Annotated in this window: 22 protein-coding genes; 12 read left to right on the top strand and 10 right to left on the bottom strand. The window is 60.7% G+C overall.

Annotated elements, in window-relative coordinates; all coding sequences use genetic code 11:
- Window positions 1–134 precede the first annotated feature (134 nt).
- Window positions 135–893 carry an HIRAN domain-containing protein gene (locus tag PG898_RS20715; RefSeq protein ID WP_270824968.1) on the top strand — a complete coding sequence of 253 codons (759 nt, stop codon included), beginning with the start codon at window positions 135–137 and terminating at the stop codon, window positions 891–893.
- A gap of 167 nt (window positions 894–1,060) precedes the next feature.
- On the opposite strand, the gene glyS is transcribed toward PG898_RS20715, so the two are convergent.
- Window positions 1,061–3,130, bottom strand: a complete 2,070-nt coding sequence (gene glyS / locus PG898_RS20710; protein WP_270824967.1) for a glycine--tRNA ligase subunit beta — start codon at window positions 3,128–3,130, stop codon at window positions 1,061–1,063.
- A gap of 9 nt (window positions 3,131–3,139) precedes the next feature.
- The gene (gene glyQ / locus PG898_RS20705; protein WP_005339464.1) at window positions 3,140–4,063 is read right to left on the bottom strand and encodes a glycine--tRNA ligase subunit alpha; all 924 of its coding nucleotides are present in this window, start codon (window positions 4,061–4,063) and stop codon (window positions 3,140–3,142) included.
- 187 nt (window positions 4,064–4,250) lie between these two features.
- On the opposite strand from glyQ, the gene PG898_RS20700 reads away from it, so the two are divergent.
- From PG898_RS20700 to PG898_RS20675, 6 genes are all read left to right on the top strand, one after another.
- Complete coding sequence (locus PG898_RS20700) at window positions 4,251–4,820, top strand: DNA-3-methyladenine glycosylase I (protein WP_270824966.1); 570 nt, start codon at window positions 4,251–4,253, stop codon at window positions 4,818–4,820.
- A 320-nt stretch (window positions 4,821–5,140) separates the two neighbouring features.
- The gene (locus PG898_RS20695) at window positions 5,141–5,395 is read left to right on the top strand and encodes a hypothetical protein (protein WP_043129211.1); all 255 of its coding nucleotides are present in this window, start codon (window positions 5,141–5,143) and stop codon (window positions 5,393–5,395) included.
- 44 nt (window positions 5,396–5,439) lie between these two features.
- Window positions 5,440–5,712 (top strand): hypothetical protein, encoded by a 273-nt coding sequence (locus tag PG898_RS20690; RefSeq protein ID WP_161507760.1) that lies wholly within the window; start codon window positions 5,440–5,442, stop codon window positions 5,710–5,712.
- 82 nt (window positions 5,713–5,794) lie between these two features.
- The gene (locus PG898_RS20685) at window positions 5,795–6,049 is read left to right on the top strand and encodes a hypothetical protein (RefSeq protein WP_270824965.1); all 255 of its coding nucleotides are present in this window, start codon (window positions 5,795–5,797) and stop codon (window positions 6,047–6,049) included.
- Window positions 6,050–6,169: 120 nt separating this feature from the next.
- Window positions 6,170–6,412: a hypothetical protein gene (locus PG898_RS20680; protein ID WP_005323913.1), complete on the top strand. Its 243-nt coding sequence runs from the start codon at window positions 6,170–6,172 to the stop codon at window positions 6,410–6,412.
- A gap of 165 nt (window positions 6,413–6,577) precedes the next feature.
- Entirely contained in the window at window positions 6,578–7,234 is a 657-nt protein-coding gene (locus PG898_RS20675; protein WP_270824964.1) for an OmpA family lipoprotein, read from the top strand.
- Window positions 7,235–7,379: 145 nt separating this feature from the next.
- Here the strand turns inward: PG898_RS20675 and PG898_RS20670 are convergent, their stop codons facing one another.
- Window positions 7,380–7,724: a RidA family protein gene (locus PG898_RS20670; RefSeq protein ID WP_005323918.1), complete on the bottom strand. Its 345-nt coding sequence runs from the start codon at window positions 7,722–7,724 to the stop codon at window positions 7,380–7,382.
- A gap of 21 nt (window positions 7,725–7,745) precedes the next feature.
- On the bottom strand, window positions 7,746–7,991 hold the full coding sequence (gene tusA / locus PG898_RS20665) for a sulfurtransferase TusA (RefSeq protein ID WP_041206709.1): 246 nt from the start codon (window positions 7,989–7,991) through the stop codon (window positions 7,746–7,748).
- Window positions 7,992–8,162: 171 nt separating this feature from the next.
- On the opposite strand from tusA, the gene PG898_RS20660 reads away from it, so the two are divergent.
- The gene (locus tag PG898_RS20660; protein WP_005323922.1) at window positions 8,163–8,354 is read left to right on the top strand and encodes a hypothetical protein; all 192 of its coding nucleotides are present in this window, start codon (window positions 8,163–8,165) and stop codon (window positions 8,352–8,354) included.
- A 45-nt stretch (window positions 8,355–8,399) separates the two neighbouring features.
- Here PG898_RS20660 and PG898_RS20655 read toward each other — a convergent pair whose 3' ends face one another.
- The 6 genes from PG898_RS20655 to PG898_RS20630 all read right to left on the bottom strand — a co-directional run bounded on the left by PG898_RS20655 (window position 8,400) and on the right by PG898_RS20630 (window position 17,658).
- Window positions 8,400–9,656: an ABC transporter substrate-binding protein gene (locus tag PG898_RS20655; protein ID WP_041206710.1), complete on the bottom strand. Its 1,257-nt coding sequence runs from the start codon at window positions 9,654–9,656 to the stop codon at window positions 8,400–8,402.
- A 5-nt stretch (window positions 9,657–9,661) separates the two neighbouring features.
- Window positions 9,662–11,107 carry an ATP-binding protein gene (locus PG898_RS20650; protein WP_042649914.1) on the bottom strand — a complete coding sequence of 482 codons (1,446 nt, stop codon included), beginning with the start codon at window positions 11,105–11,107 and terminating at the stop codon, window positions 9,662–9,664.
- A 70-nt stretch (window positions 11,108–11,177) separates the two neighbouring features.
- A complete protein-coding gene (locus PG898_RS20645) occupies window positions 11,178–11,900 on the bottom strand; it encodes a response regulator (protein WP_005323928.1) in 723 nt (240 codons plus the stop codon).
- 283 nt (window positions 11,901–12,183) lie between these two features.
- Window positions 12,184–13,347, bottom strand: coding sequence for an acetyl-CoA C-acyltransferase FadA (fadA, locus tag PG898_RS20640; protein ID WP_041206712.1), 1,164 nt, complete (start codon window positions 13,345–13,347; stop codon window positions 12,184–12,186).
- 21 nt (window positions 13,348–13,368) lie between these two features.
- Window positions 13,369–15,516: a fatty acid oxidation complex subunit alpha FadB gene (gene fadB, locus PG898_RS20635; protein WP_270824963.1), complete on the bottom strand. Its 2,148-nt coding sequence runs from the start codon at window positions 15,514–15,516 to the stop codon at window positions 13,369–13,371.
- Between the two features lie 204 nt (window positions 15,517–15,720).
- The gene (locus PG898_RS20630) at window positions 15,721–17,658 is read right to left on the bottom strand and encodes an acetoacetate--CoA ligase (protein ID WP_270824962.1); all 1,938 of its coding nucleotides are present in this window, start codon (window positions 17,656–17,658) and stop codon (window positions 15,721–15,723) included.
- 196 nt (window positions 17,659–17,854) lie between these two features.
- Between PG898_RS20630 and pepQ the strand changes: the two genes are divergently transcribed.
- The 4 genes from pepQ to hemG are packed head-to-tail and all read left to right on the top strand — an operon-like array spanning window position 17,855 to window position 21,820.
- Entirely contained in the window at window positions 17,855–19,177 is a 1,323-nt protein-coding gene (gene pepQ / locus PG898_RS20625; RefSeq protein ID WP_270824961.1) for a Xaa-Pro dipeptidase, read from the top strand.
- Window positions 19,177–19,794, top strand: coding sequence for a YigZ family protein (locus PG898_RS20620; protein ID WP_161507753.1), 618 nt, complete (start codon window positions 19,177–19,179; stop codon window positions 19,792–19,794). Before pepQ ends, PG898_RS20620 begins: the two co-directional genes overlap by 1 nt.
- Window positions 19,795–19,830: 36 nt before the next feature.
- Window positions 19,831–21,288 (top strand): TrkH family potassium uptake protein, encoded by a 1,458-nt coding sequence (locus PG898_RS20615; RefSeq protein ID WP_043128965.1) that lies wholly within the window; start codon window positions 19,831–19,833, stop codon window positions 21,286–21,288.
- 7 nt (window positions 21,289–21,295) lie between these two features.
- The gene (hemG, locus tag PG898_RS20610) at window positions 21,296–21,820 is read left to right on the top strand and encodes a menaquinone-dependent protoporphyrinogen IX dehydrogenase (protein WP_270824960.1); all 525 of its coding nucleotides are present in this window, start codon (window positions 21,296–21,298) and stop codon (window positions 21,818–21,820) included.
- Window positions 21,821–22,026 lie beyond the last annotated feature (206 nt).

Genomic DNA, 22,026 nt, shown 5'->3' with positions numbered 1-22,026 from the left:
AATCGGCTCAAACATGAAGAAATGAAATGACTGAGTCAGCCGAGAAGAATTTCCCCGCTTATTCGCACCTTCCCTAGAAGAAACTTTTGTGAAATGTTTAAATCCGACAGTTCGAAAGGAATTAATGAGGGCATATGAGTAGCTTATATGTTATCTGGCAAGATCCACAGCCACAATCAAGAATGTGGATTCCTGTTGCTAAGTTAGAGCACAAGAACAACTTATTTATCCTCTCTTACACTCAAGGAGCCAATCATAAGAATTTTTCTGGTCTTCCTCGTATGCAAAGTAAGGATAAAAAATATTCTTCAGAAGATATTTTCCCCTTTTTAAGTAATCGGATTCTTTCTAGTCGTAGACCAGAGTATCACTCCATGCTTGAATGGATCGACATGAATAATGAAGAGTTCGATCTATTTCGGTTCTTGGGTGTGACAAGTGGAGAAAAGAAAACCGATAACTTTCGTGTTATTTTAGTTCCAGAGCGAAATGGAAGTAACATTTACTCATTCGATTTTTTTGTCAGTGGGCATCGTTATATGGACCCAGTGCAAGATGAGTCATTGATGCTTACCCCGGGAGAGAGAATTGATTATGAGTTTGAAAGAGCTAACTCCCATGATAGCTTGGCTGTAGCGTTATTTCACAGAGAAAGAAAAATTGGTTATTTTCCTAAATATCTTAACGAAGATATTGGGGTGCTGACAGATATCTTGAATTCAGAAAAAAACCACTCCCTCAAATTAAAATTGTCAAATTTAATGCTGACGCACCAGAGCAATATAAAATCCTGTGTGAGTTTAAGAGTGTATGGCCAGAAAATTTCAAGCCATTTAGTTCACAAGATTATCAGCCAATTGTGCAGTCATAATCAGATTTTTGCCGAATCATGATATTGTTTTTAGAGGGGGCATACCCCCCCTCACGGACAATTAGTACAAGATACACCAACATTACAAAACACCAGATAATCCGTATTTTTTCATAATACTCCAGTCCGCTCTTCATAAAAACGGCGCCTTAACGGCGCCGTTTTTTATTTCAATCAACCTAACCAAGATCACTGCAGCAGGGAGATATCCGCTACTTGCAGGAACAGGTTGCGCAGGTTGTTCAGCAGCGCCAGACGGTTGGCCTTGAGGGCCTCGTCGTCTGCCATCACCATCACCTCGTTGAAGAAGGTGTCGACCGGCTCGCGCAGGGCGGCCAGGCGGGTGAGGGCGGCCTGATAGTCACCGGCGGCAAACAGCGGGGCCAGCTCGGCTTGCAGTGCTGCAACCTGAGTGGCCAGCGCCTGCTCGGCGGCGTCCTGCAACAGCTCAGCTTTGACCAGGGTCGGCAACTCGCCTTCCACCTTGGCCAGGATGTTGCTCACGCGCTTGTTGGCGGCGGCCAGGGCCAGGGCGGCATCCAGGCTGCGGAAGTGGCTGACGGCCTTGACGCGACGATCGAAGTCAAGCGGGCGGGTCGGGCGGCGGGCCAGTACGGCCAGCACCACGTCGGCACCGATGCCTTCGTCCTGATAGGCGGCGCGGAAGCGGCCCAGCATAAAGTCGACCACGTCGGTGACGACGGTCTTGTTGGTCAGCTTGCCTTCGTAGACGCGTACCGCTTCTTCCACCAGTTCGACCAGATCCAGGTCCAGCTGCTTCTCGGTCATGATGCGCAGGGCACCGATGGCGGCGCGGCGTAGGGCGAAGGGATCCTTGTCGCCCTTGGGCAGCATGCCGATGCCGAAGATGCCGGCCAGAGTGTCGAGCTTGTCGGCCAGCGCCACGGCGCAGGCTTCCAGAGCGGACGGCAGGGCATCACCGGCGAAGCGCGGCATGTACTGCTCGTTCAGGGCCACGGCCACCACTTCGTCTTCGCCGTCGTGACGGGCGTAATGCATCCCCATGACACCCTGGGTGCTGGCGAACTCGCCGACCATGTTGGTCATCAGATCGCACTTGGAGAGCAGGCCGGCACGTTTGGCCTGAGCCACGTTGGCGCCGATACGCTCGGCGATGAAGCCGGCGACGGTCTCGATGCGCTCGACCTTGGCCTTGACGGTACCGAGCTGCTGCTGGAACAGCACGGTTTCGAGGCGCGGCAGGCGGGAGGCCAGGCTCTGCTTCAGATCGGTCTTGAAGAAGAACTCGGCGTCAGACAGACGGGGGCGAACCACCTTCTCGTTGCCGCTGATGATCTGGCTCGGGTCCTTGGACTCGATGTTGGTGACGAAGATGAACTTCGGCAGCAGCTTGCCGTGCTTGTCGTAGACCGGGAAGTACTTCTGGTCACCCTTCATGGTGTGAACCAGCGCTTCAGCCGGCACGGCCAGGAACTTCTCTTCGAAGTTGGCGGTCAGCACTACCGGCCACTCGACCAGTGCGGTCACTTCTTCCAGCAGGGCGTCGTCCAGATCGGCCACGCCACCGAAGGCGGCAGCGGCCGCTTCGACGTCAGCCTTGATCTTGGTCTTGCGCGCCATGAAGTCGGCAATCACCATGCCGCGCTCCTGCAGGATCTGCGGGTACTGGCTGGCGTTGTCGATGGTGAACTCGCTCTCACCCATGAAGCGGTGACCGCGAAGGGTGCGGGCAGAGTCGATACCCAAAATGTGGGCGGGCACCAGATCCCCATCCAGCAGCAGGGTCACGGTGAAGACCGGACGCACGAACTGGATGGTCTTGTCGCCCCAGCGCATCATCTTCGGGATCGGCAGTTTGGCCAGCGCCTGGCTAACCAGCTCACCCAGCAGCTCTTTGGCCGGACGGCCTTCGACCTTGGCGGTGTGAACCAGCCATTCACCCTTGTCGGTGACCAGACGCTCGGCCTGCTCAACGGTGATGCCGTTGCCACGGGCCCAGCCTTCGGCAGCCTTGGTCGGCTTGCCTTCGGCATCGAACGCCTGTGCCACGGCCGGGCCGCGCTTCTCGACGCTCTTGCTCGGCTGTTCGCCAGCCAGCTCGCTTACCTTCAGCGCCAGACGGCGCGGGGAGGCAAACCACTCGACGTCACCGAAGGCCAGATCGGCCTTGGTCAGTTCGGCTTTGAAGTTGTCGGCAAAGGCTTCGGCCAGGGAGCGCAGGGCTTTGGGCGGCAGCTCAGCGGTGCCGATCTCTACCAGAAATGTATGTTGTGCCATGTCCGTTCCTTAACCTTGCTTGTTCTCACTGCGCTGACACATAGGGAAGCCCAGCGCTTCGCGGGAGGCGTAGTATGCCTCTGCCACGGCCTTGGTCAGGGTGCGAATGCGCAGGATGTAGCGCTGACGCTCGGTGACCGAGATGGCCTTGCGGGCATCCAGCAGGTTGAAGGAGTGAGCGGCCTTGAGGATGCGCTCGTAGGCAGGCAGCGGCAGCGGTTTTTCCAGTGCCAGCAGATTCTGGGCTTCCTTCTCGTACTGCTCGAAGCAGTGGAACAGGAACTCCACGTCGGCGTGTTCGAAGTTGTAGGTGGATTGCTCCACTTCGTTCTGGTGGAACACGTCGCCGTAGGTGGTCTTGCCCAGGGGGCCGTCAGACCAGACCAGGTCGTAGACGCTGTCCACGCCCTGGATGTACATGGCCAGACGCTCGAGACCATAGGTGATCTCGCCGGTGACCGGCTTGCACTCGAGGCCGCCAACCTGCTGGAAGTAGGTGAACTGGGTCACTTCCATGCCGTTCAGCCACACTTCCCAACCCAGACCCCAGGCACCCAGAGTCGGGTTTTCCCAGTTGTCTTCCACGAAGCGGATGTCATGGATCTCGGGATCCATGCCCAGCTCTTTCAGGGAGCCGAGGTAGAGTTCCTGAATGTTGTCGGGGGAAGGCTTGATGATCACCTGGAACTGGTAGTAGTGCTGCAGGCGGTTCGGGTTCTCACCGTAGCGGCCGTCAGTCGGACGGCGGGACGGTTGTACGTAGGCGCAGGCGATGGGCTCCGGGCCCAGGGCGCGCAGGCAGGTCATGGGGTGGGAGGTACCGGCACCCACTTCCATATCCAGCGGCTGAATGATGGTACAGCCCTGGCGGGACCAATAGTCCTGCAACTGCAGGATCAGGCCCTGAAAGGTTTTGACATCGAATTTTTGCATAGTGTTTTTCGCGCGAAATGAAATCAGAGCAAGATTTGCTGAATGTGAACCGAGGGAGTATACCGTCTGGCATGGTCGGATAATAGGCGAAATTACAGGGGATTAGTGGGGCTATGTTGCCGCTTGCCCTATGATGTCGCCGACGCAAGCGGCCTGCCGATGGCCGATGAAAAACAGGGGAGAGGAAATGGAACTGCGCTGCGCCTGGGTGACCAGAGACCCGGAATACATCGAATACCATGACAAGCAGTGGGGCAGGCCGGTGTATGACGCCCGCGAGTTGTTTGCCAAGCTCTGCCTCGATGGTCAACAGGCGGGGCTGTCGTGGATCACCATCCTCAAGCGCACCGAGAGCTACCATCGCGCCTATGCGGATTTTGATCCGGTGCGCATCGTGCAGTTCGACGACCAGGACGTGGTGCGGCTGATGCAGGATACCGGCATCATCCGCAACCGGCTCAAGGTGCAGTCGATCATCAAAAACGCCCGCGCCTATCTGGCGCTGGAGGCGGAAGGCATCGACTTCGTCGATTATCTGTGGGGCTTCGTGGGCGGCGCCCCCATCGTCAACCAGCGTCAGGGCAACGGCGACATTCCGGCGACCTCGCCGGAGTCGGATGCCATGGCCAAGGCGCTCAAGAAGCGCGGCTTCACCTTCGTCGGCAGCACCATCTGCTACGCCTTTATGCAGGCGGTGGGGATGGTGAACGATCATCTGGTGACCTGCCCCTGTCACGCCGAGTGCCAGCAAGGCTAAATCGGGAGCGGAACAAGAAGGGAGGCCAACAGCCTCCCTTCTTCCTTTCTGGCCTTGGGATTAGGGGCCAGCTCGCCAGGATCTGACGCCATGGTGAGGGCGTTCACGCGGCCCGGTTTCACCTAGGCCGGCAGTCTCCTCTGCCGCGCCGCCATGCGGGCCCTGGGCCTGGTGAACGATCATCTCGAAGCCCGCCCCGTCAGGCCCCCTGCCAGCGGGGCCTGGGGCCCGCTTTTCGGCGCCCGGTACAGCCGGGATACAGTAATTCCTGTTCAAGATTGCTGTATCCAAATCGAAGTCCCCATCAACGAGGCAGTCCCATGTCACTGAATTCATCTCGCCACCGCACCCTCGGCACCCTGATCCTGGCGGGTTGCTCCCTGCTGGCGACCCTGCCCGCCCAGGCGGCCGATCGTCAGGATGCCCGCGATGTGCGTCAGGAAGTCCGTCCCGAGATCCGTGAGGCCAAGATCGATTGTCGTCAGGCCAACAATAAGGACAACTACGAGTGCCGTCAGGACAAGCGTGAAGTGAAACAGGACGTGCGCGAGAAGTCCCGCGACGTCAAATACTGATCCCGCACCACAGACCTCAGCCCGATCAACCAGGGAGCCTCGTCATGAACATTTCAACTCCTCACCCGGCTCGCAGCGCCTTGCTGTCAGCCTTGCTGGTCGGCTGTACCCTGTCGGTGGCCCTGCCGGTTCAGGCAACCGAACAAGCCCAGCAGCGCCGACAGGCTCGGGATCTGCGTCAGGATGTCCGCCAGGAATCCCGCGAACAGAAGCGGGATTGCCGCCAGGAGGAGTTCCTGGGTAACGCCGACTGTCGCCAGGAACACCGCCACAACAAGCAAGAGGCACGCGACTTGGCTCGCGATATCAAATATTGATTCGAGAGCAGGGGCTCGCCTAACCCATCTTCCATGACGGCAGCCGAACCAGGCTGTCGCATTAACTTACATTGGAGTCCTTATGACTATTTCCGTATCCCGCCTGAGCGCCGCCCTGCTGACCGCCTGCACCCTGTTCGCCGCCGTGCCGGTTCAAGCCACCAATCAGGGTGAGCAGCGCCAGGACGCCCGCGACATCCGCCAGGACGGTCGTCAGGAATCCCGTGACGCCAAGCAGGAGTGCCGTGAGGGCCTGGTCGGCAATGCCGATTGCCGTCAGGACAACCGCGACAACAAGCAAGAGAACCGCGACGAGGCCCGGGACGTCAAATACTGATCCCGACAAGCCGCCTCGCTGTCGGGTCGCCCTACTGGCGCCCGTCCGGCGGTTATCTTGACCCCAGTGTATAATTCAGACATCCCAAGCCGGTGTATTTCATTTAGCCAAGGAGCCACCATGAAGAAGACCGTATTCGCGCTGCTTGCAGCCACCGCCTTGTTGGCTGCCCTGCCTGCACAGGCAACCAAACAGGCCCAGGAGCGTCGCGAAGCGCGCGATGTGCGTCAGGATACCCGTCAGGAATCCCGCGACGCCAAGCAGGAGTGCCGCGAAGGCCTGGTGGGCAATGCCGATTGCCGTCAGGAGCATCGCGACAACAAGCAGGAAGGGCGTGACGAGGCGCGCGACATCAAATATTGATGTCCGGCCTGCCCGGGCAGGCAGTACCCATGCCGTTCACGGCATGACACAGGGGGGCTTTGGCCCCCTTGTTCATATCCGCAATGCGCGCGTCACACTCTGGCGTCTCTCTGGGTTAGAATGCGCGGCCATCGGCTAGAGTCGTTCTTTTTCAGAGGTTTTTTCATGTATTTCAAGAAACTGGTTCCTGCACTTGCCCTGACCGTCGCCATGACTGGCTGCACCACCAATCCCTATACCGGTGAATCCCAGACTTCCAAGGGTGCCTGGGGCGCACTGGCCGGTGCCGCGACTGGCGCCGCCGTGGGGGCTCTCTCTTCCAGCAAGGGTGACCGCAAGAAGGGCATCCTGACCGGCGTGGCCGCCGGCGCCGCCCTGGGTGGCGGTATCGGTTACTACATGGACGTGCAGGAAGCCAAGCTGCGCGAGAAGCTGCAGGGTACCGGCGTCAGTGTGACCCGCAATGGCGATCAGCTGATCCTCAACATGCCGAACAACGTCACCTTCGACAGCGCCAGCGCCCAGCTCAAAGCCGCCGGTGCCAACACCCTGTCCGGTGTGGCCATGGTGGTTGCCGAGTTCGACAAGACTCGCCTGAACGTGGTCGGCCACACCGACAGTACCGGTTCCCGCGAGTTGAACATGAAGCTCTCCGCCCAGCGTGCCGATGCCGTCGCCGCCCAGCTGATCGGTCAGGGCGTGACCGGCAGCCGTATCGCCACCAGTGGTGTGGGCCCTGATCAACCGGTCGCCACCAACAGCACCGCAGAGGGCAAGGCCCAGAACCGTCGGGTGACCATAACCCTGACCCCGACCGCCTAAGTCGTTCAGGTTTTTGTAACGAAAAGGCCCCGCCAGTGATGGTGGGGCCTTTTGCTATGGGTGCCGTGGTCCGATGGTATCGGCGCTCTTGTCGCCCTTCTCCCCTCTCGGGAGAAGGGCCGGGGATGAGGGGGCGAACCGTGTCTCAGACCGCAGCGGTCAGCTGCACTTCTACCTTGTAGCCTTCGTGGGCCAGGCGGGCCTGCACGCAGGCGCGGACCGGTGCCGTGCTAGCCGGGATCCAGGCGTCCCACTGTTCGTTGAAGGCGGCGATGTCGCCAATGTCCTTGAGATAGATGTTGGCCATCAGGATCTTGTCGACTCCGGAACCGTTGGCTTCCAGCAGGCGTTGCAGGCTGGTCAGTACTTCGCGGGTCTGCTGGTGGATGTCGGCCTCGTCGGTGGCGGGGACTTCCACCACATAGAGGGTGCCGTTGTGGATGACAACATCAGACCAGCGGGCCGTGGTGCCGATTCGGGTAATCGTCATGGATTGCTCCAGTACAGGGGCTTATTGACCCTTGCGGATCAGATAGCGATAGGGGGCCTGCTCTGTCTCGCTGGCGATCAGGGTGTGATCCATGAAGCGGCAGAAACTGGGGATGTCGCGGGTAGTTGAGGGGTCGTCGGCACTGACCAGCAGGGTCTCGCCTTCGGCCATCAGCCGCACTTTCTTGCGGACCATCATTACGGGTTCAGGGCAACGAAGCCCGATTGCGTTCAACTCATGAGTCGCATCGCAGAATAAAGTACTCATCAATAATCAACCTTCAACCAATTCAGCTGCCAATGATACTCAAGGCGAAAAAATAATCAAATATCAGGGTGTTCTGGCAGCATATGTAACCAAAGTGTGATCCGGCTCTATCCAGACCTTGCCCGATGAGTAATATAAAAATTGAACCATATTCAACAAGGAGGTGTGAATATGCAGGTCTCCTACGGCAGATTGCAAGCCTACGCAGGCATGGGGTTCCTGTCGTTCGCCATGATAGTGCTGGGTAGCCCGATCGGAAATACCGGTACCTGGTTCGGATCCATGGTGATGATAGGGCTGGGGCTCTGGATCGAGCTCAGCGACTACTACGACGAGGATGAGGACGAGAACGATAAATCCTGAATCGGATGACGATTCACCCACAAAGGCGGAGCAATTCCGCCTTTGTCATTTCTGCTCCACGCCTGAGCGGGTTGAGCGCATGGCGCGTTCCAGTTGCAGCGCCGTCTGTTCGGGATTGGCCCTGGCGTCGTTGAAGAAGCTGCTCAGCACATCCATGATCCCCTGGCGCATGTTGGTCGGTACGGCCATGCCCTCCGCCATGCTGGGCAGCAGATTGCCGTCCCGCTCCGCCCGCTGGAAATCATGGTAGGAGCGGATGGCGCAGCGATCGAACTTGCTCATGTCAGGCTGGGTGAGCGCCGGGATGGAGCCTTTCACCCGGTTGAACTCCTCCTGGAATCTGGGGGTCATCAGCAACCTGGCCAGCTCGCCCTGAGCTTGCAGCTGGGCGGGATCCCGCTGCTTGAACATGGCGATGGAATCGAGGTTGTAGCTGAACAATCCCTGGCTGCCCGGGCTTGGCAGGCAGTCGATGTCCTCCCCGGGTCGGTAGTTGCCGGCGCTCAGCTCCCCCTTCACCCAGTCCCCCATGATCTGCATGGCAGCACCACCGCTCTCCAGCAGGTTGGTGGCCTGGTGCCACTTCAGGCCGGCGTATTTCTCCGGTACATAGGCGCGCAACTGCTGGAAGCGAGTCAGCACCCGCACCATGTCGGGGCCGGTCAGGGTGGCACTGTCTTGCTCCAGGAACGCCTTGCGATAGAAGGTCTTGCCGCCTTCGCCGAGCGCCACCGTCTCGAACAGCACCGCCAGCTGCCAGGGCTCGTTGCCGATGGCCAGCGGCGTGACGCCCTGTGCCTTGAGCTGCTCCGCCACCGTCATGAACTGGTGCCAGTCGGTGGGGGGCGTCAGCCCCAGCCGCTCGAACAGCTTGCGGTTGAGCCACAACCAGTTGACGCGGTGGATGCCGGTGGGCACCGCCATTAGGGCACCGTTCTGGCTGAGGGTGTCACGGACCATGGGGGAGAGTTGCGGGTACCAGCCGAGGTGTTCGGCCATGGGGCTGAGGTCGCGCAGGAAACCCAGGCTGGCCCACTCGTGCAGCTCATAGCCCTTGAGGTGCGCCGCCTCCGGTGGGTTGGCCGCCAGTGCCCGGCTTTTCAGCACCGTCATGGCGCTCTTGCCGCCGCCGCCCTGCACCGCGAAGTCGTTCCACTGGTTGCCCTGCTCGGCCCATTCCGACTTGAGTACCTCCACCGCCTTGGCCTCGCCGCCGGAGGTCCACCAGTGCAACACCTCGACTTGGGAGGCGCCGACAGGCAGGGACAACAGGGCGATGACAGAAAACGACAACCACTTCATAAGCTTTACTGCCTTGGTAGGGAGAGGGTGGCCTGCAGGCCGCCCTGGGGGCGATTTTCCAGCACCAGATCGCCGCCGTGGGCGTGGGCTATGTTGCGGGCGATGCCAAGACCCAGTCCGGTTCCGGCGGAATCCGTGCTGAGGCGGTAGTAGGGCTCGAAGATGCGCTCGAACTGATCCTCCGGCAGACCGGGGCCCTCGTCCATGATGAAGAGGATCAGCATCTCCGCGTCATCCATGAGAATGACGCGCACCCGATGGCCGTACTTGATGCCGTTGTCCACCAGGTTGCCGATGCAGCGCTTAAGGGCCAGCAGCTTGCCGCGATAGGGCCACTTGCAGTGCCCCTCTATGGTGAGCAGATCCTCGTGCAGGTTCATGGCTTCCGCCATCTGCTCCAGCAGGGCATTGATGTCGATGAGCTCGAGGTTCTCGTGAATGTCGGTCTCTTTCACCGTCTGCAGCGCCCCCTTCACCATCAGCTCCAGCTCGTCCAGATCCTTGTTGAACTTGGCGATCTGGGCTTCGTCATCCAGCAACTCGACCCGCAGCCGCAGCCGGGTGATGGGGGTCTTGAGATCGTGGGAGATGGAGCTGAACAGCCGCTCCCTGTCGTCTATGAAGCGGCGGATGCGCTGCTGCATGATGTTGAAGGCACGGGTCGCCGCCACGATTTCCGACGCCCCCTCCTCTTTGAGGGAGGGCTGATCGATGTCCTTGCCGAGGTTGACCGCCGCCTTGGCCAGCCGGCGCAGTGGCCGGGTCTGCCAGCGCACCAGCATGAAGGTGAAGAAGCAGAGGAAGACCGTCATCAGGGCGATGAAGCGCACCTGGTTGCTCGGCATGACGGTGTCATCCAGCGTCATGTAGGGGGCGGGCAGCAGGGCCGCCAGATAGAGCCACTCCCCCGGTTCGATCTCTATCTGGGTGACCAGCACCGGCGGATTGATGGGCTCCAGCGACAGGGTGTAGCGTGCCCAGGAGGAGGGCAGGTCCGCCAGCAGGGTGTCGTTGTTGAAGACATGCAGCTCCTCGGGTCGCGAGAAGTCCACCTTGATCGCCATGGCGTCGGAGAGCTTGCGGGTCAGCACCTCCTGCACCTCCTTCAGCACCAGCGTCTTGCGCTCGCTGTCGGGGATGGCGCTGATGTGGATCTCCTCCTCGTTCAGCGACACGAAGAAGCGGCTGCCCCCCATGTTGCGCAGCTGGTCCAGCGCGATGTGGCGGTACTGCAGTGGCAGGGACTTGAAGAAGCTGACGGTGGAGGCAGCGGAGAGCGCCAGGTTGCGGGTGGTGCTGAGCATGCCCTCCAGCTCCCGCTTCTGGATCTGCTGCATCCAGATGCCGGTGAGAATGGTCTGGGAGAGCAGGATGGCGAGCAGCAACAGCAGCAGCATCCGTGACAGCAGGGAGCGGGGTACCAGTGCTTGCCAGAATCGCCGACTTCTCATGGGATTGGGTGCCTCTTGTCAGTCAGCATGTAGCCGCCAGGGCGACACCGTGCCGCTTGCCTCTCCCCTGTCACGGGATCTCGTGGACTTCCGCGATCAGCATGTAGCCGCTGCCGCGTATGGTCTTGATGATGCGCGGGCTCTTGCCGTTGTCACCCAGCTTCTGGCGCAGACGGCTTATCTGCACGTCGATGCCGCGCTCCATCGGCAGGCTCTCGCGGCCCCGGGTGGCATCGGAGATGGTGTCCCTGTCCAGCACCACGCCCGGTTGTTGCAGGAACATGCCGAGCAGCAGAGCGTCGCTGCCGGAGAGATCCAGCAGGCTGCCGTCGTCGTGGGTCAGCTGGTGGCTCAGGGTGTCCAGGGTCCAGTCGGCGAAGCGCAGGCGGCGGCTCGGCTCCTTCTCTTTCTCCGGCTGGCGGAATTCGGCGCGGCGCAGCAGCGCCTTGATGCGGGCCTGCAGCTCGCGCGGGCTGAACGGCTTGGCGATGTAGTCGTCGGCGCCGAGTTCCAGGCCGATCACCCGATCCGCCTCATCGGAGGCCGCAGTCAGCATGATGATGGGGACCTGGGAGTCGCGGCGGATCTGCTGACACAGGGTAAAGCCGTCGTCGCCGGGCATCATGATGTCCAGAATGATGAGGTCCGGGCTGTGCTGGGCGAGTTGCTGGCGCATCTCGTTGCCCTCGGCTGCCGTCAATACCTGGAAACCCGCCCGGGTCAGGTATTCGTTGAGCAGCTCGCGGATCTCCTGATCGTCGTCGACGATAAGCAGTTGTTTGCTCGTTGACATATGTATGTGCATCCACCCATTTTTTTGTGCAGATTGAACCTGTCGGGGGAGCAAAAAGCAAGCAAGGCCCCCCTCTAATGTGAAGTTATGGGCAATATAGCCCCTGAATTGGCGCTGATCGGTAGAACAGAATAAAAAAGGCCGACCCAAACGGGCCGGCCAACACGCAGATTCCGACGGCAGGATCACACCCCGTGTGGCGTGCTCCACAGACTCGACAACGGGCCGGACCGGCCGACCCCAACAAGAGAATGCTGGCTCACGTTCGCGTGAGCCGTTTAGATCACACCCGCTCGAACACGGTGGCGATACCCTGACCCAGGCCGATGCACATGGTGGCGACCCCCAGGGTGGCGTCCTTCTCCTCCATCAGATTGATCAGGGTGGTGGAGATGCGGGCACCGGAGCAGCCCAGCGGGTGGCCCAGGGCGATGGCGCCGCCGTTCAGGTTCACCTTCTCATCCACCACGTCCTGCAGACCCAAATCCTTCACGCAGGGCAGGGACTGGGCGGCAAACGCCTCGTTCAGCTCGAACAGGTCGATATCACCGACGGTCAGACCGGCACGCTTGAGCGCCTTCTGGGTCGCTGGCACCGGGCCGTACCCCATGATGGCGGCGTCGCAGCCGGCGATGGCCATGGCCCGCACCTTGGCTCGGGGAGTCAGCCCCAGCGCCTTGGCTCTGTCCGCGCTCATCACCAGCATGGCGGCGGCGCCATCGGACAGTGCCGAGGAGGTACCGGCGGTGACGGTACCGTTGACCGGGTCGAACACCGGGCGCAGCTGGCTCAGGGTGTCGACCGTGGTCTCCGGGCGGATCACCTCGTCATAGTCGTAGAAGAAGCGGGCGCCGCTGGCGTCATGGCCTTCCAGCCCGACGATCTCTCTGGCGAAGCGCCCTTCCACAGTCGCGGCATAGGCGCGGCGGTGGGAGCGGGCGGCAAACTCGTCCTGCTGCGCTCGGCTGATGCCGTGCAGCTTGCCGAGCATTTCGGCGGTCAGCCCCATCATGCCGGAGGCTTTCGCCACGGATTTCGCCATGCCGGGGTGGAAGTCGACGCCATGGCTCATCGGCACATGGCCCATGTGCTCGACGCCGCCGATGATGAAGATATCCCCATCACCCACCTGGATGGCGCGAGAGGCATCGTGCAGCGCCTGCATGCTGGATCCGCACAGCCGGTTGACGGTGACCGCCCCCACCTGCTTCGGAATACCGGCCAGCAGGGCGGCGTTGCGGGCGATGTTAAAGCCCTGCTCCAGGGTCTGCTGCACGCAGCCCCAGTAGATGTCCTCGATCTCGTTCGGGTCGAGGTTGGGGTTGCGCAGCAGGATGGAGCTCATCAGGTGCGCGGACAGATCTTCTGCACGCACGTTGCGGAAGGCGCCGCCCTTGGACCGGCCCATGGGGGTCCGGATACAGTCGACAATGACTACGTCTTTCATGAATGGATCTCCTTTCCGCAATCAGTAGAAGGTTTTGCCCTGGGCGGCCATCTCACGCAGCTTGTCGCTGACACGGTAGAGCGGGCCCAAGTCGGCATACTGGTCGGCCATGGCCACGTAGCGATCCAGACCGATAGTGTCCAGATAGCGGAACACGCCACCACGGAAGGGAGGGAAGCCCAGACCGTAGACCAGTGCGATGTCGGCTTCGGCTGGCGTGGCGACAATGCCCTCTTCCAGACAGAGCACCACCTCGTTGATCATGGGGATCATCATGCGGGCGATGATGGCGTCCTTGTCGAACTCCTGCTTCGGCTTGGCAATGGGGGCCAGCAGCTCGTAGCTAGCTGCGTCGGCCACCTTCTTCGGCTTGCCCTTCTTGTCCTGCTCGTAGGCGTAGAAGCCCTTGCCATTCTTCTGACCGAAGCGGCTCACTTCGTACATCACGTCGATGGCGGTGCGGCCTTCCTTGCTCATACGTGCCGGGAAACCTTGCGCCATCACGTCACCGGCATGGTGACCTGTATCGATGCCGACCACGTCCAGCAGGTAGGCGGGACCCATCGGCCAGCCGAACTCCTTCTCCATCACCTTGTCGACGGCCGCGAAGTCGGCGCCATCGGCGACCAGCTTGTTGAAGCCGAAGAAGTAGGGGAAGAGCACGCGGTTGACGAAGAAGCCCGGGCAGTCGTTGACCACCACAGGGGACTTGCCCATGGCGGCGGCGTAGGCCACCACGCGGTTGATGGTGTCGTCCGACGTCTGCTCGCCGCGGATGATCTCAACCAGGGGCATGCGGTGCACCGGGTTGAAGAAGTGCATGCCGCAGAAGTTCTCGGGGCGCTTCAGCCCCTTGGCCAGCAGGGAGATGGGGATGGTGGAGGTGTTGCTGGCGAGCACGGCATCTTCGCCAATGATCCCTTCCACTTCGCCCAGTACGGCGGCCTTCACCTTGGGGTTCTCGACCACGGCTTCGACCACCAGATCCACGTGCTTGACGCTGTCATAGCTCAGGGTCGGGGTGATGGCGGAGAGCACCTGGCCCATCTTGATGCCATCGATGCGGCCCTTCTCGAGCTGGCCGTTGAGCAGCTTGGTGGCTTCGCCCATACCGAGTGCCAGCGCCTTCTCGTTGATGTCCTTCATCACCGCAGGGATGCCCTTGCTGGCGGACTGGTAGGCGATGCCGCCCCCCATGATGCCCGCACCCAGCACGGCGGCGTGGCTTGTGGCCTTGGCTGCCTGCTTGGCCGCCTTCTTGGCCAGCGCCTTGATGTGCTGATCGTTCAGGAAGATACCGACCAGCGCCTTGGCCACGTCGGTCTTGGCCAGCTTGATAAAGCCCTGTGCCTCGACGTTGAGCGCCTCGTCACGGCTCATGCCGGCGGCGGCCTCAACGGTTTTGACTGCGGTCATCGGCGCCGGATAGTGTTTGCCCGCCACGGCGGCAACCATGCCGGCGGCGGTGGTGAAGCTCATCATGGCTTCCAGCTTGGAGAGGCGCAGCGGCGCCTTCTTGGCGGCGCGACGGCTCTGCCAGTCCAGTTTGCCTGCGATGGCGTCTCTCATCATCTGCACGGCGGCGCTCTGCAACGCTGCGGGGGCGACCACTGCGTCGATGGCACCCACCTTGAGGGCATCATCGGCACGGACATCCTTGCCTGTGGTGATCCACTCCAGCGCGTTGTCGGCGCCGATCACCCGCGGCAGACGGACTGTGCCGCCAAAGCCCGGCATGATGCCGAGTTTGGTCTCGGGCAGGCCGATTTTGGCGGTGGTATCAGCCAGACGGAAGTCGGTGGAGAGTATGGTCTCGCAGCCGCCGCCCAGGGCGTGGCCCTTGATGGCGGACAGGGTCGGTACCGGCAGATCTTCGATGGCGCTGAAGATGTCGTTGGCCTTTTTCAGCCAGCCGAGCAGATCTTCTTGCGGCAAATCGAACAGTTCCAGGAATTCGGTGATGTCGGCGCCGACGATAAAGGCGTCTTTGCCGGAGGTGAGGATCAGACCTTTTAGTTCACGTTCTTGTTGTAATGCGGCGATCGCTTCGCTCAGCGAGAGCAGGGTAGCGCGATCCAGCTTGTTGACTGAACCCGGGGCATCAAACCTCAGCTCGGCAATGCCGTGTTCGAGGTAGCTGACCGACAGGGTTTCGCCTTGGTAGATCATGAGAGTGTCTCCTTGTTCCCACGCGGTGGGGGGCTTTGCTCCTTTCTCCCCAGCAGGGGGCGAGGCTCACTATTGATCCAAAAGGAGACATTTTCAACACCTATTTAAAACATTTGTTTAACAGTTATCGAGTAAAAGCTCTTCATCACGGAACGGGCAAAAGAGAGGCGCCTTGCGGCGCCTGCTCTTCAGATGAGTTGTTTGTCAACTGGCCAGCTCGGGGCGATCACGATACTGATTCAGTACCTCGGGGTCGGCGAGGGCATGGGTGTTGTTGACGGGCCTGTTGTGCACCACTTCCCGCACCGCCAGCTCCACTATCTTGCCGGACTTGGTACGGGGGATGGCATCCACCTGCAGAATGCGGGCCGGCACGTGACGGGCGGTGCAGTGCTGCCTTATTTGCTGGCAGATGCGCTCGCGCAGGGGCTCGTCCAGCTTGCAGCCCGCCTTGAGCTTGACGAACAACACCACCCGCTCGTCCTGCTGCCACTGCTGGCCGATGACGATGCTCTCCTCTACCTCGTCGAGCTGCTCCACATAGCGGTAGATCTCGCTGGTGCCGATCCGCACGCCACCCGGGTTGAGAGTGGCGTCGGAGCGGCCGTAGAACAAGATGCCGCCGGTCTGGGTCAGCTCGATCCAGTCGCCGTGGCACCAGACGTTGTCGAACCGCTCGAAGTAGGCGGCGTGGTACTTTTCGCCGTTTTCGTCGCCCCAGAAGTAGATAGGCTGGGCCGGGAAGGGTTTGGTACAGACCAGCTCGCCCTTCTCCCCTTGCACCGGCTGGCCGGCCTCGTTGAATACCTGCACCGCTAGGCCGAGGCCGCGTCCCTGGCTCTCACCGCGATAGACGGGACTCAAGGGATTGCCGATGACGAAGCAGGAGCAAATGTCGGTGCCACCTGAGATGGAGCTGAGCTGCACATCCTGCTTGATCCCCTGATAGACATAGTCAAATCCCTCCGGCGACAGCACAGAACCCGTGCTGCATATAAGTCGCAGCTGTGGCAACTCGTGGGTGTTGATGGGGGCATAACCCTGCTTGTGCAGGGCATCGAGATACTTGGCGGAGGTGCCAAACAGGGAAACTCCTTCATCGCGGGCGAGATCCCACAACACGTTGCCGTCCGGGTAGAAGGGGGATCCGTCGTAGAGCACCAGGGTGGCGCCAGAGGCGAGGGCGCTCACCAGCCAGTTCCACATCATCCAGCCACAGGTGGTGAAGTAGAAGACGCGCTCCCCCGGCTTGATGTCGCAGTGCAGCTGGTGCTCTTTCAGGTGCTGCAGCAGGGTGCCGCCTATGCCGTGGACGATGCACTTGGGTTTGCCGGTGGTGCCTGAGGAGTAGAGGATATAGAGCGGATCGTTGAAGGCCATGGGCTCGAAGGTGAGCTGGGCACCGTGCTGGCTTGCCAGCAGCTGCAGCCAGTCGTGGCCGAGCTGCAGGGGATTGCCCAGCAGGGGGATCATCACCGTCTGCTCTATGCTGTCGATTTGGCTCACTACGCTGGCGACCTTGGCCTGAATGTCGATGGCCTTGCCCCCATAGCGATAGCCATCCACCGCGAACAGCACCCGGGGGTGGGTCTGGCCGAAGCGCTCCACCACGCTGGCCTCACCGAAATCGGGGCTGGTGGAGGTCCAGATAGCGCCGAGGCTGGTGGTGGCCAGCATGGCGACCACGGTTTGCGGGATGTTGGGCAGGTAGGCGGCCACCACATCACCCCGACTAATGCCCTGGCTGCGCAGCCACTGAGCCAGCCTGGCGACCTGATCTGCCAGCTCGGCCCAGCTCAGGGTCTGGCTCGTATCCCCTTCGAGGCGGGAGATGATGGCTGGGCTCTCGTCCTGGCGGCGCAGCAGGTTCTCGGCGAAGTTGAGCCGACTGTCGGGGAACCAGCGGGCGCGCTGCATCTCCTGGCGGTTCTCCGCCACTATGTTGCCGAGCTCTCCCTTGACACCGCAGTGCTGCCACACCAACGGCCAGAAACGGGTGGTCTTCTCCACCGACCATTGATAGAGGTCGGCGTAGCTGCGCAGTTGCAGGCCGTGGAAGTGGTTGACCTCGGCCATGAACTGGTGGAGGTTGGAGTGCTGCATCCTGTCTTGATCCGGTTTCCACAGACAAAGGTTTTGCATGAATCGTTCCTGACTGCTGATATCTACTGTCTGTGGGCAGTGTATTGAATTGTTCTTTATTTGTTAATTGTTGGTTTTCGTTTCATAACAAAAACCCCCTGACCTATGCGTTACCTCACGAAGCGAAAGCCTGGCGGCTCGAGCCTTGATTCGCTTGATGTTATGCTGAAGTCACATTCGCCCGGAGCAGGACGCCATGAGCACTTACAGCCAACTTTTTGCCCAGCATCTCGATACCCTTCAGCGGCGCACCCGCGACATACTGCAACAGCAGGGGCTCAGCGGACTGGCCATCCATTCCGGCCAGACCCACCGCATCTTCCTCGACGATCAGGATTACCCTTTCAAGGTGAACCCCCAGTTCAAGGCCTGGTTGCCGGTGCTGGACAACCCTCACTGCTGGTTGCTGGTGGACGGGGTGAGCAAGCCGGTGCTGCTGTTCTACCGGCCGGTGGATTTCTGGCACAAGGTGGCGGACCTGCCCAATGCCTTCTGGGTCGACTTCTTCGACATCCGCTTCCTGACCCGGCCTGAGCAGGCGGCGGATCACTTGCCAGCCGACAAGCAGGAGTGGGCCTATCTGGGTGGTCATCTCGAGGTGGCCCAGCTGGTGGGACTGGGGCAGCCCAATCCGGAGGCGGTGCTCAACTACCTGCACTATCACCGTGCCTACAAGACACCCTATGAGCTGGAGTGTCTGCGCGATGCGAACCGGCTCGGGGTGCGCGGTCACATCGCTGCCAAGGACTCCTTCATGGCGGGGGCGAGCGAGTTCGAGATCAACCTCGCCTACATGAAGGCGGTCGGGCAGGGGGCCAATGAGGCGCCCTACGGCAACATAGTCGCCATCAACCGGAACGCGGCCATCCTCCATTACACTCATCTGTCGACCCAACGGGTACCGGATGCGGAGCGCCACTCCTTCCTGATCGATGCCGGGGTGGATTATCACGGCTATGCCTCCGACATCACCCGCACCTGGGCCTGGCGTCGGGGCGAGTTTGCCGATCTGATCGCGGCGCTGGATGCCCAGCAGCAGGAGATCATCGCGGAGATCAAACCGGGCCGCCGTTACAGCGAGCTGCATCTGCAGATGCACCACAGACTGGCGCGCTTGCTGCAGGCCACCGAGCTGGTGGACATGTCGGTGGACGAGATGATCCACACCGGCGTCACCAATGTGTTCTTCCCCCATGGGCTCGGTCATTTCCTCGGCCTGCAGGTGCACGATGCGGGTGGCTTCATGCAGGATGAGCGGGGTACCCACCTGTCGGCGCCCGAGCAGTTCCCCTATCTGCGCTGCACCCGGGTGATGGAGGTGGGTCAGGTGTTCACCATAGAACCCGGCCTCTACTTCATCGACAGCCTGCTGGAGCCGCTACGCCGCGGCGAGCAGGGCAAGCGGGTCAACTGGAACAAGGTCGAGGCGCTGCGCCCCTTCGGTGGCATCCGGATTGAGGACAACGTGGTCCTGCATGGGGACGGGGTGGAGAACCTCACCAGGCAAGCAGGGCTCTGATGGTCGCAGACTACGCCATACCAGCCGCGCCGCTGGAGCTTTGCGAGGAGATCAAGAAGAGTCGCTTCATCACCCTGATTGCCCATGCGCCGACGGTCGAGGCCGCCAAGGCCTGGATCGGCGAGGTGAAGCGGCAGCACCCGACGGCCCGGCATCATTGCTGGGCCTTCGTCGCCGGGGCGCCGCAAGACAGTCAGGTCTATGGCTTCAGCGATGACGGCGAACCCTCGGGCACTGCTGGCAAGCCCATGCTGGCCCAGCTGATGGGGGCTGGCATCGGCGAGATAGCGGCCGTGGTGGTGCGTTACTACGGTGGCGTTCTGCTTGGGACCGGCGGCCTGGTCAAGGCCTATGGCGGCGGCGTGGGGACGGCGCTCAAGCGGCTCGAGACCCGCATCAAGCGCCAGCAAACTCCTTCCCTTATCTGCTGCGACTATGGCGACATGGGGGGGGTGGAAGCCCTGATCTCGGCCCATCAGGGCCAGTTGCTGGCCGCCGATTATGGTCAGCAGGTTCGTCTGCAGGTGGCCTGGGATGCTGCCATCTGGAGTCAGGTGGATCAGGAAATGACAGACCGAACCCATGGCCGGGTATCTCTTCGCCCCTTAGATGGCTAGAATCCATCGCTCTTTTAGCCTGAAGGGGGAGCCAGAATGCAGATTCTGAGCATCATTCGTATCGTTGGTCTCTTGGTCGCGCTGTTCAGCTCGACCATGTTGCTGCCAGCGATGGTTGCTTTTGGGTATCGCGATGGTGGCGGTGCCGAGTTTGTGAACTCCTTCTTCATCGCCCTCCTGCTCGGTGCCCTGCTCTGGTTCCCCAATCGCCATCAGAAGAAAGACCTCAGATCCAAGGAAGGCTTCCTCATAGTGGTGCTGTTCTGGGTGGTGCTGGGCAGCGTGGGGGCCGTCCCCTTCATCATCAGCGACGTGCCGAACATGTCGGTCTCCGAAGCCTTCTTCGAATCATTCTCCGGCCTGACGACCACGGGGGCAACAGTGCTGACCGGGCTGGACAGCCTGCCGAAGGCCTTCCTCTTCTATCGCCAACTGCTGCAATGGCTGGGAGGCATGGGGATCATCGTGCTGGCGGTGGCCGTTTTGCCCTTGCTCGGCATCGGGGGCATGCAGCTCTATCGCGCCGAGATCCCGGGGCCGGTCAAGGACAACAAGGTGACCCCGCGCATCGCCGAGACGGCCAAGGCGCTCTGGTTCATCTACCTGTTGCTGACCACCCTCTGTGCCCTGGCCTACTGGATGGCGGGGATGACGCTGTTCGATGCCATTTGCCACTCCTTCTCCACCTTGTCGGTGGGCGGCTTCTCGACTCACGATGCCAGCATAGGTTTCTTCAACAGCCCGGCCATCAACCTGATCACTGTGCTGTTCCTGCTGCTGGCCAGCGTCAACTTCGCCCTGCATTTCATGGTGTTCGCCCACAAGCCAGTGCGATTGAGCAGCTATCTGCGGGACTCCGAATTGAAGGTGTTCCTGGCCATCCAGGGCGTGCTGGTGCTGATCTGCTTCGTATCCCTGCTGTTCCACGGCCACTACGCCACCTGGCAGGAGGCGCTCAACCACGGCCTGTTCCAGGCGGTCTCCCTTGGCACGACCACGGGCTACAGCACGACCAGCTACGCCGACTGGCCCTCCTTTCTGCCCATGTTACTGATGTTCTCGGCCTTTATCGGCTGCTGTGCCGGTAGCACGGGGGGCGGCATCAAGGTGATGCGATTCATGATCCTGTTCCTGCAGGGGATGCGCGAGCTCAAGCGACTGGTGCACCCGCGGGCCATCTATACCCTGAAGCTGGGGCGGCGTGCGGTACCCGAACGGATCGTCGAGGCGGTGTGGGGCTACTTCGCTACCTACATCATCCTGTTCTTCATCTTCATGCTGTTGTTGCTGATGACAGGGTTGAACGAGGTGACCGCGTTCACGGCTGTGGCGGCCGCCTTCACCAACGTGGGGCCCGGGTTGGGTGAGGTCTCCAGCAACTTTGGCAATATCTCGGCGACGGCACAGTGGATCCTGGTGGTCGCCATGCTGTTTGGTCGATTGGAAATATTCACACTTCTGGTACTGTTTACTCCTGCATTCTGGCGTAGTTGAGGTTGGTATGGACAAGATTTTGGTGCTTTATTCTTCCCGGGACGGGCAAACGCGGAAAATTGTGGATGTCATGCTGGAGGAGATATCAGGATGCGAAGTGGCGATGCAGGATCTCCACACCCTGCCGATGTGCAATCTCAGCAAGTATGCCAAGGTATTGATCGGTGCCTCTATCCGCTATGGCAACTTTCACCCCAGCCTGCTCAGCTTTATTCATGCTCACCATGAACAACTGGAAGTGGCCAACGCCGCCTTCTTCTGTGTCAACCTGACGGCGCGCAAGCCCGAGAAGCAGACACCGCAGACCAATGCCTATATGAAGAAGTTTCTGCGTCTCTCGCCGTGGAAGCCGAAGACCCTGGGGGTGTTTGCCGGTGCGCTGCGATATTCTCGCTACAACTGGTGGCAGACTCGCATCATCCAGCTGATCATGACGATCACCGGTGGCAGTACGGATACCAGCCAGGACATCGAATTCACCGACTGGGAAAAGGTACGCGCCTTTGCCCGGGAGTTTTGGTCAAAAAGGTAGCAAATCCGCATCCTTGCTCGTTGACGCCCCGCTTATGCGGGGCGTTTTGTTTGATAAATAGGCGCTTGGGTCGCTAAACAGTAAAAAAGTGTCATTTTTTGTAGTTTTGCGCTTGCCATCCCGGCGCGACTCCCTATAATGCGCCCCTACCAGCACGGCGGAACACGCCGGACTGATGAGTCAGCTTCCTTGTGAAGCAGGCGCCG

The sequence above is a fragment of the Aeromonas sp. QDB31 genome (genome assembly GCF_027707605.1).
Classification (GTDB): domain Bacteria; phylum Pseudomonadota; class Gammaproteobacteria; order Enterobacterales; family Aeromonadaceae; genus Aeromonas; species Aeromonas media.
The sequence above is the reverse complement of the archived record's forward strand: the minus strand, read 5'-3'. Positions and strand labels throughout refer to the sequence as shown.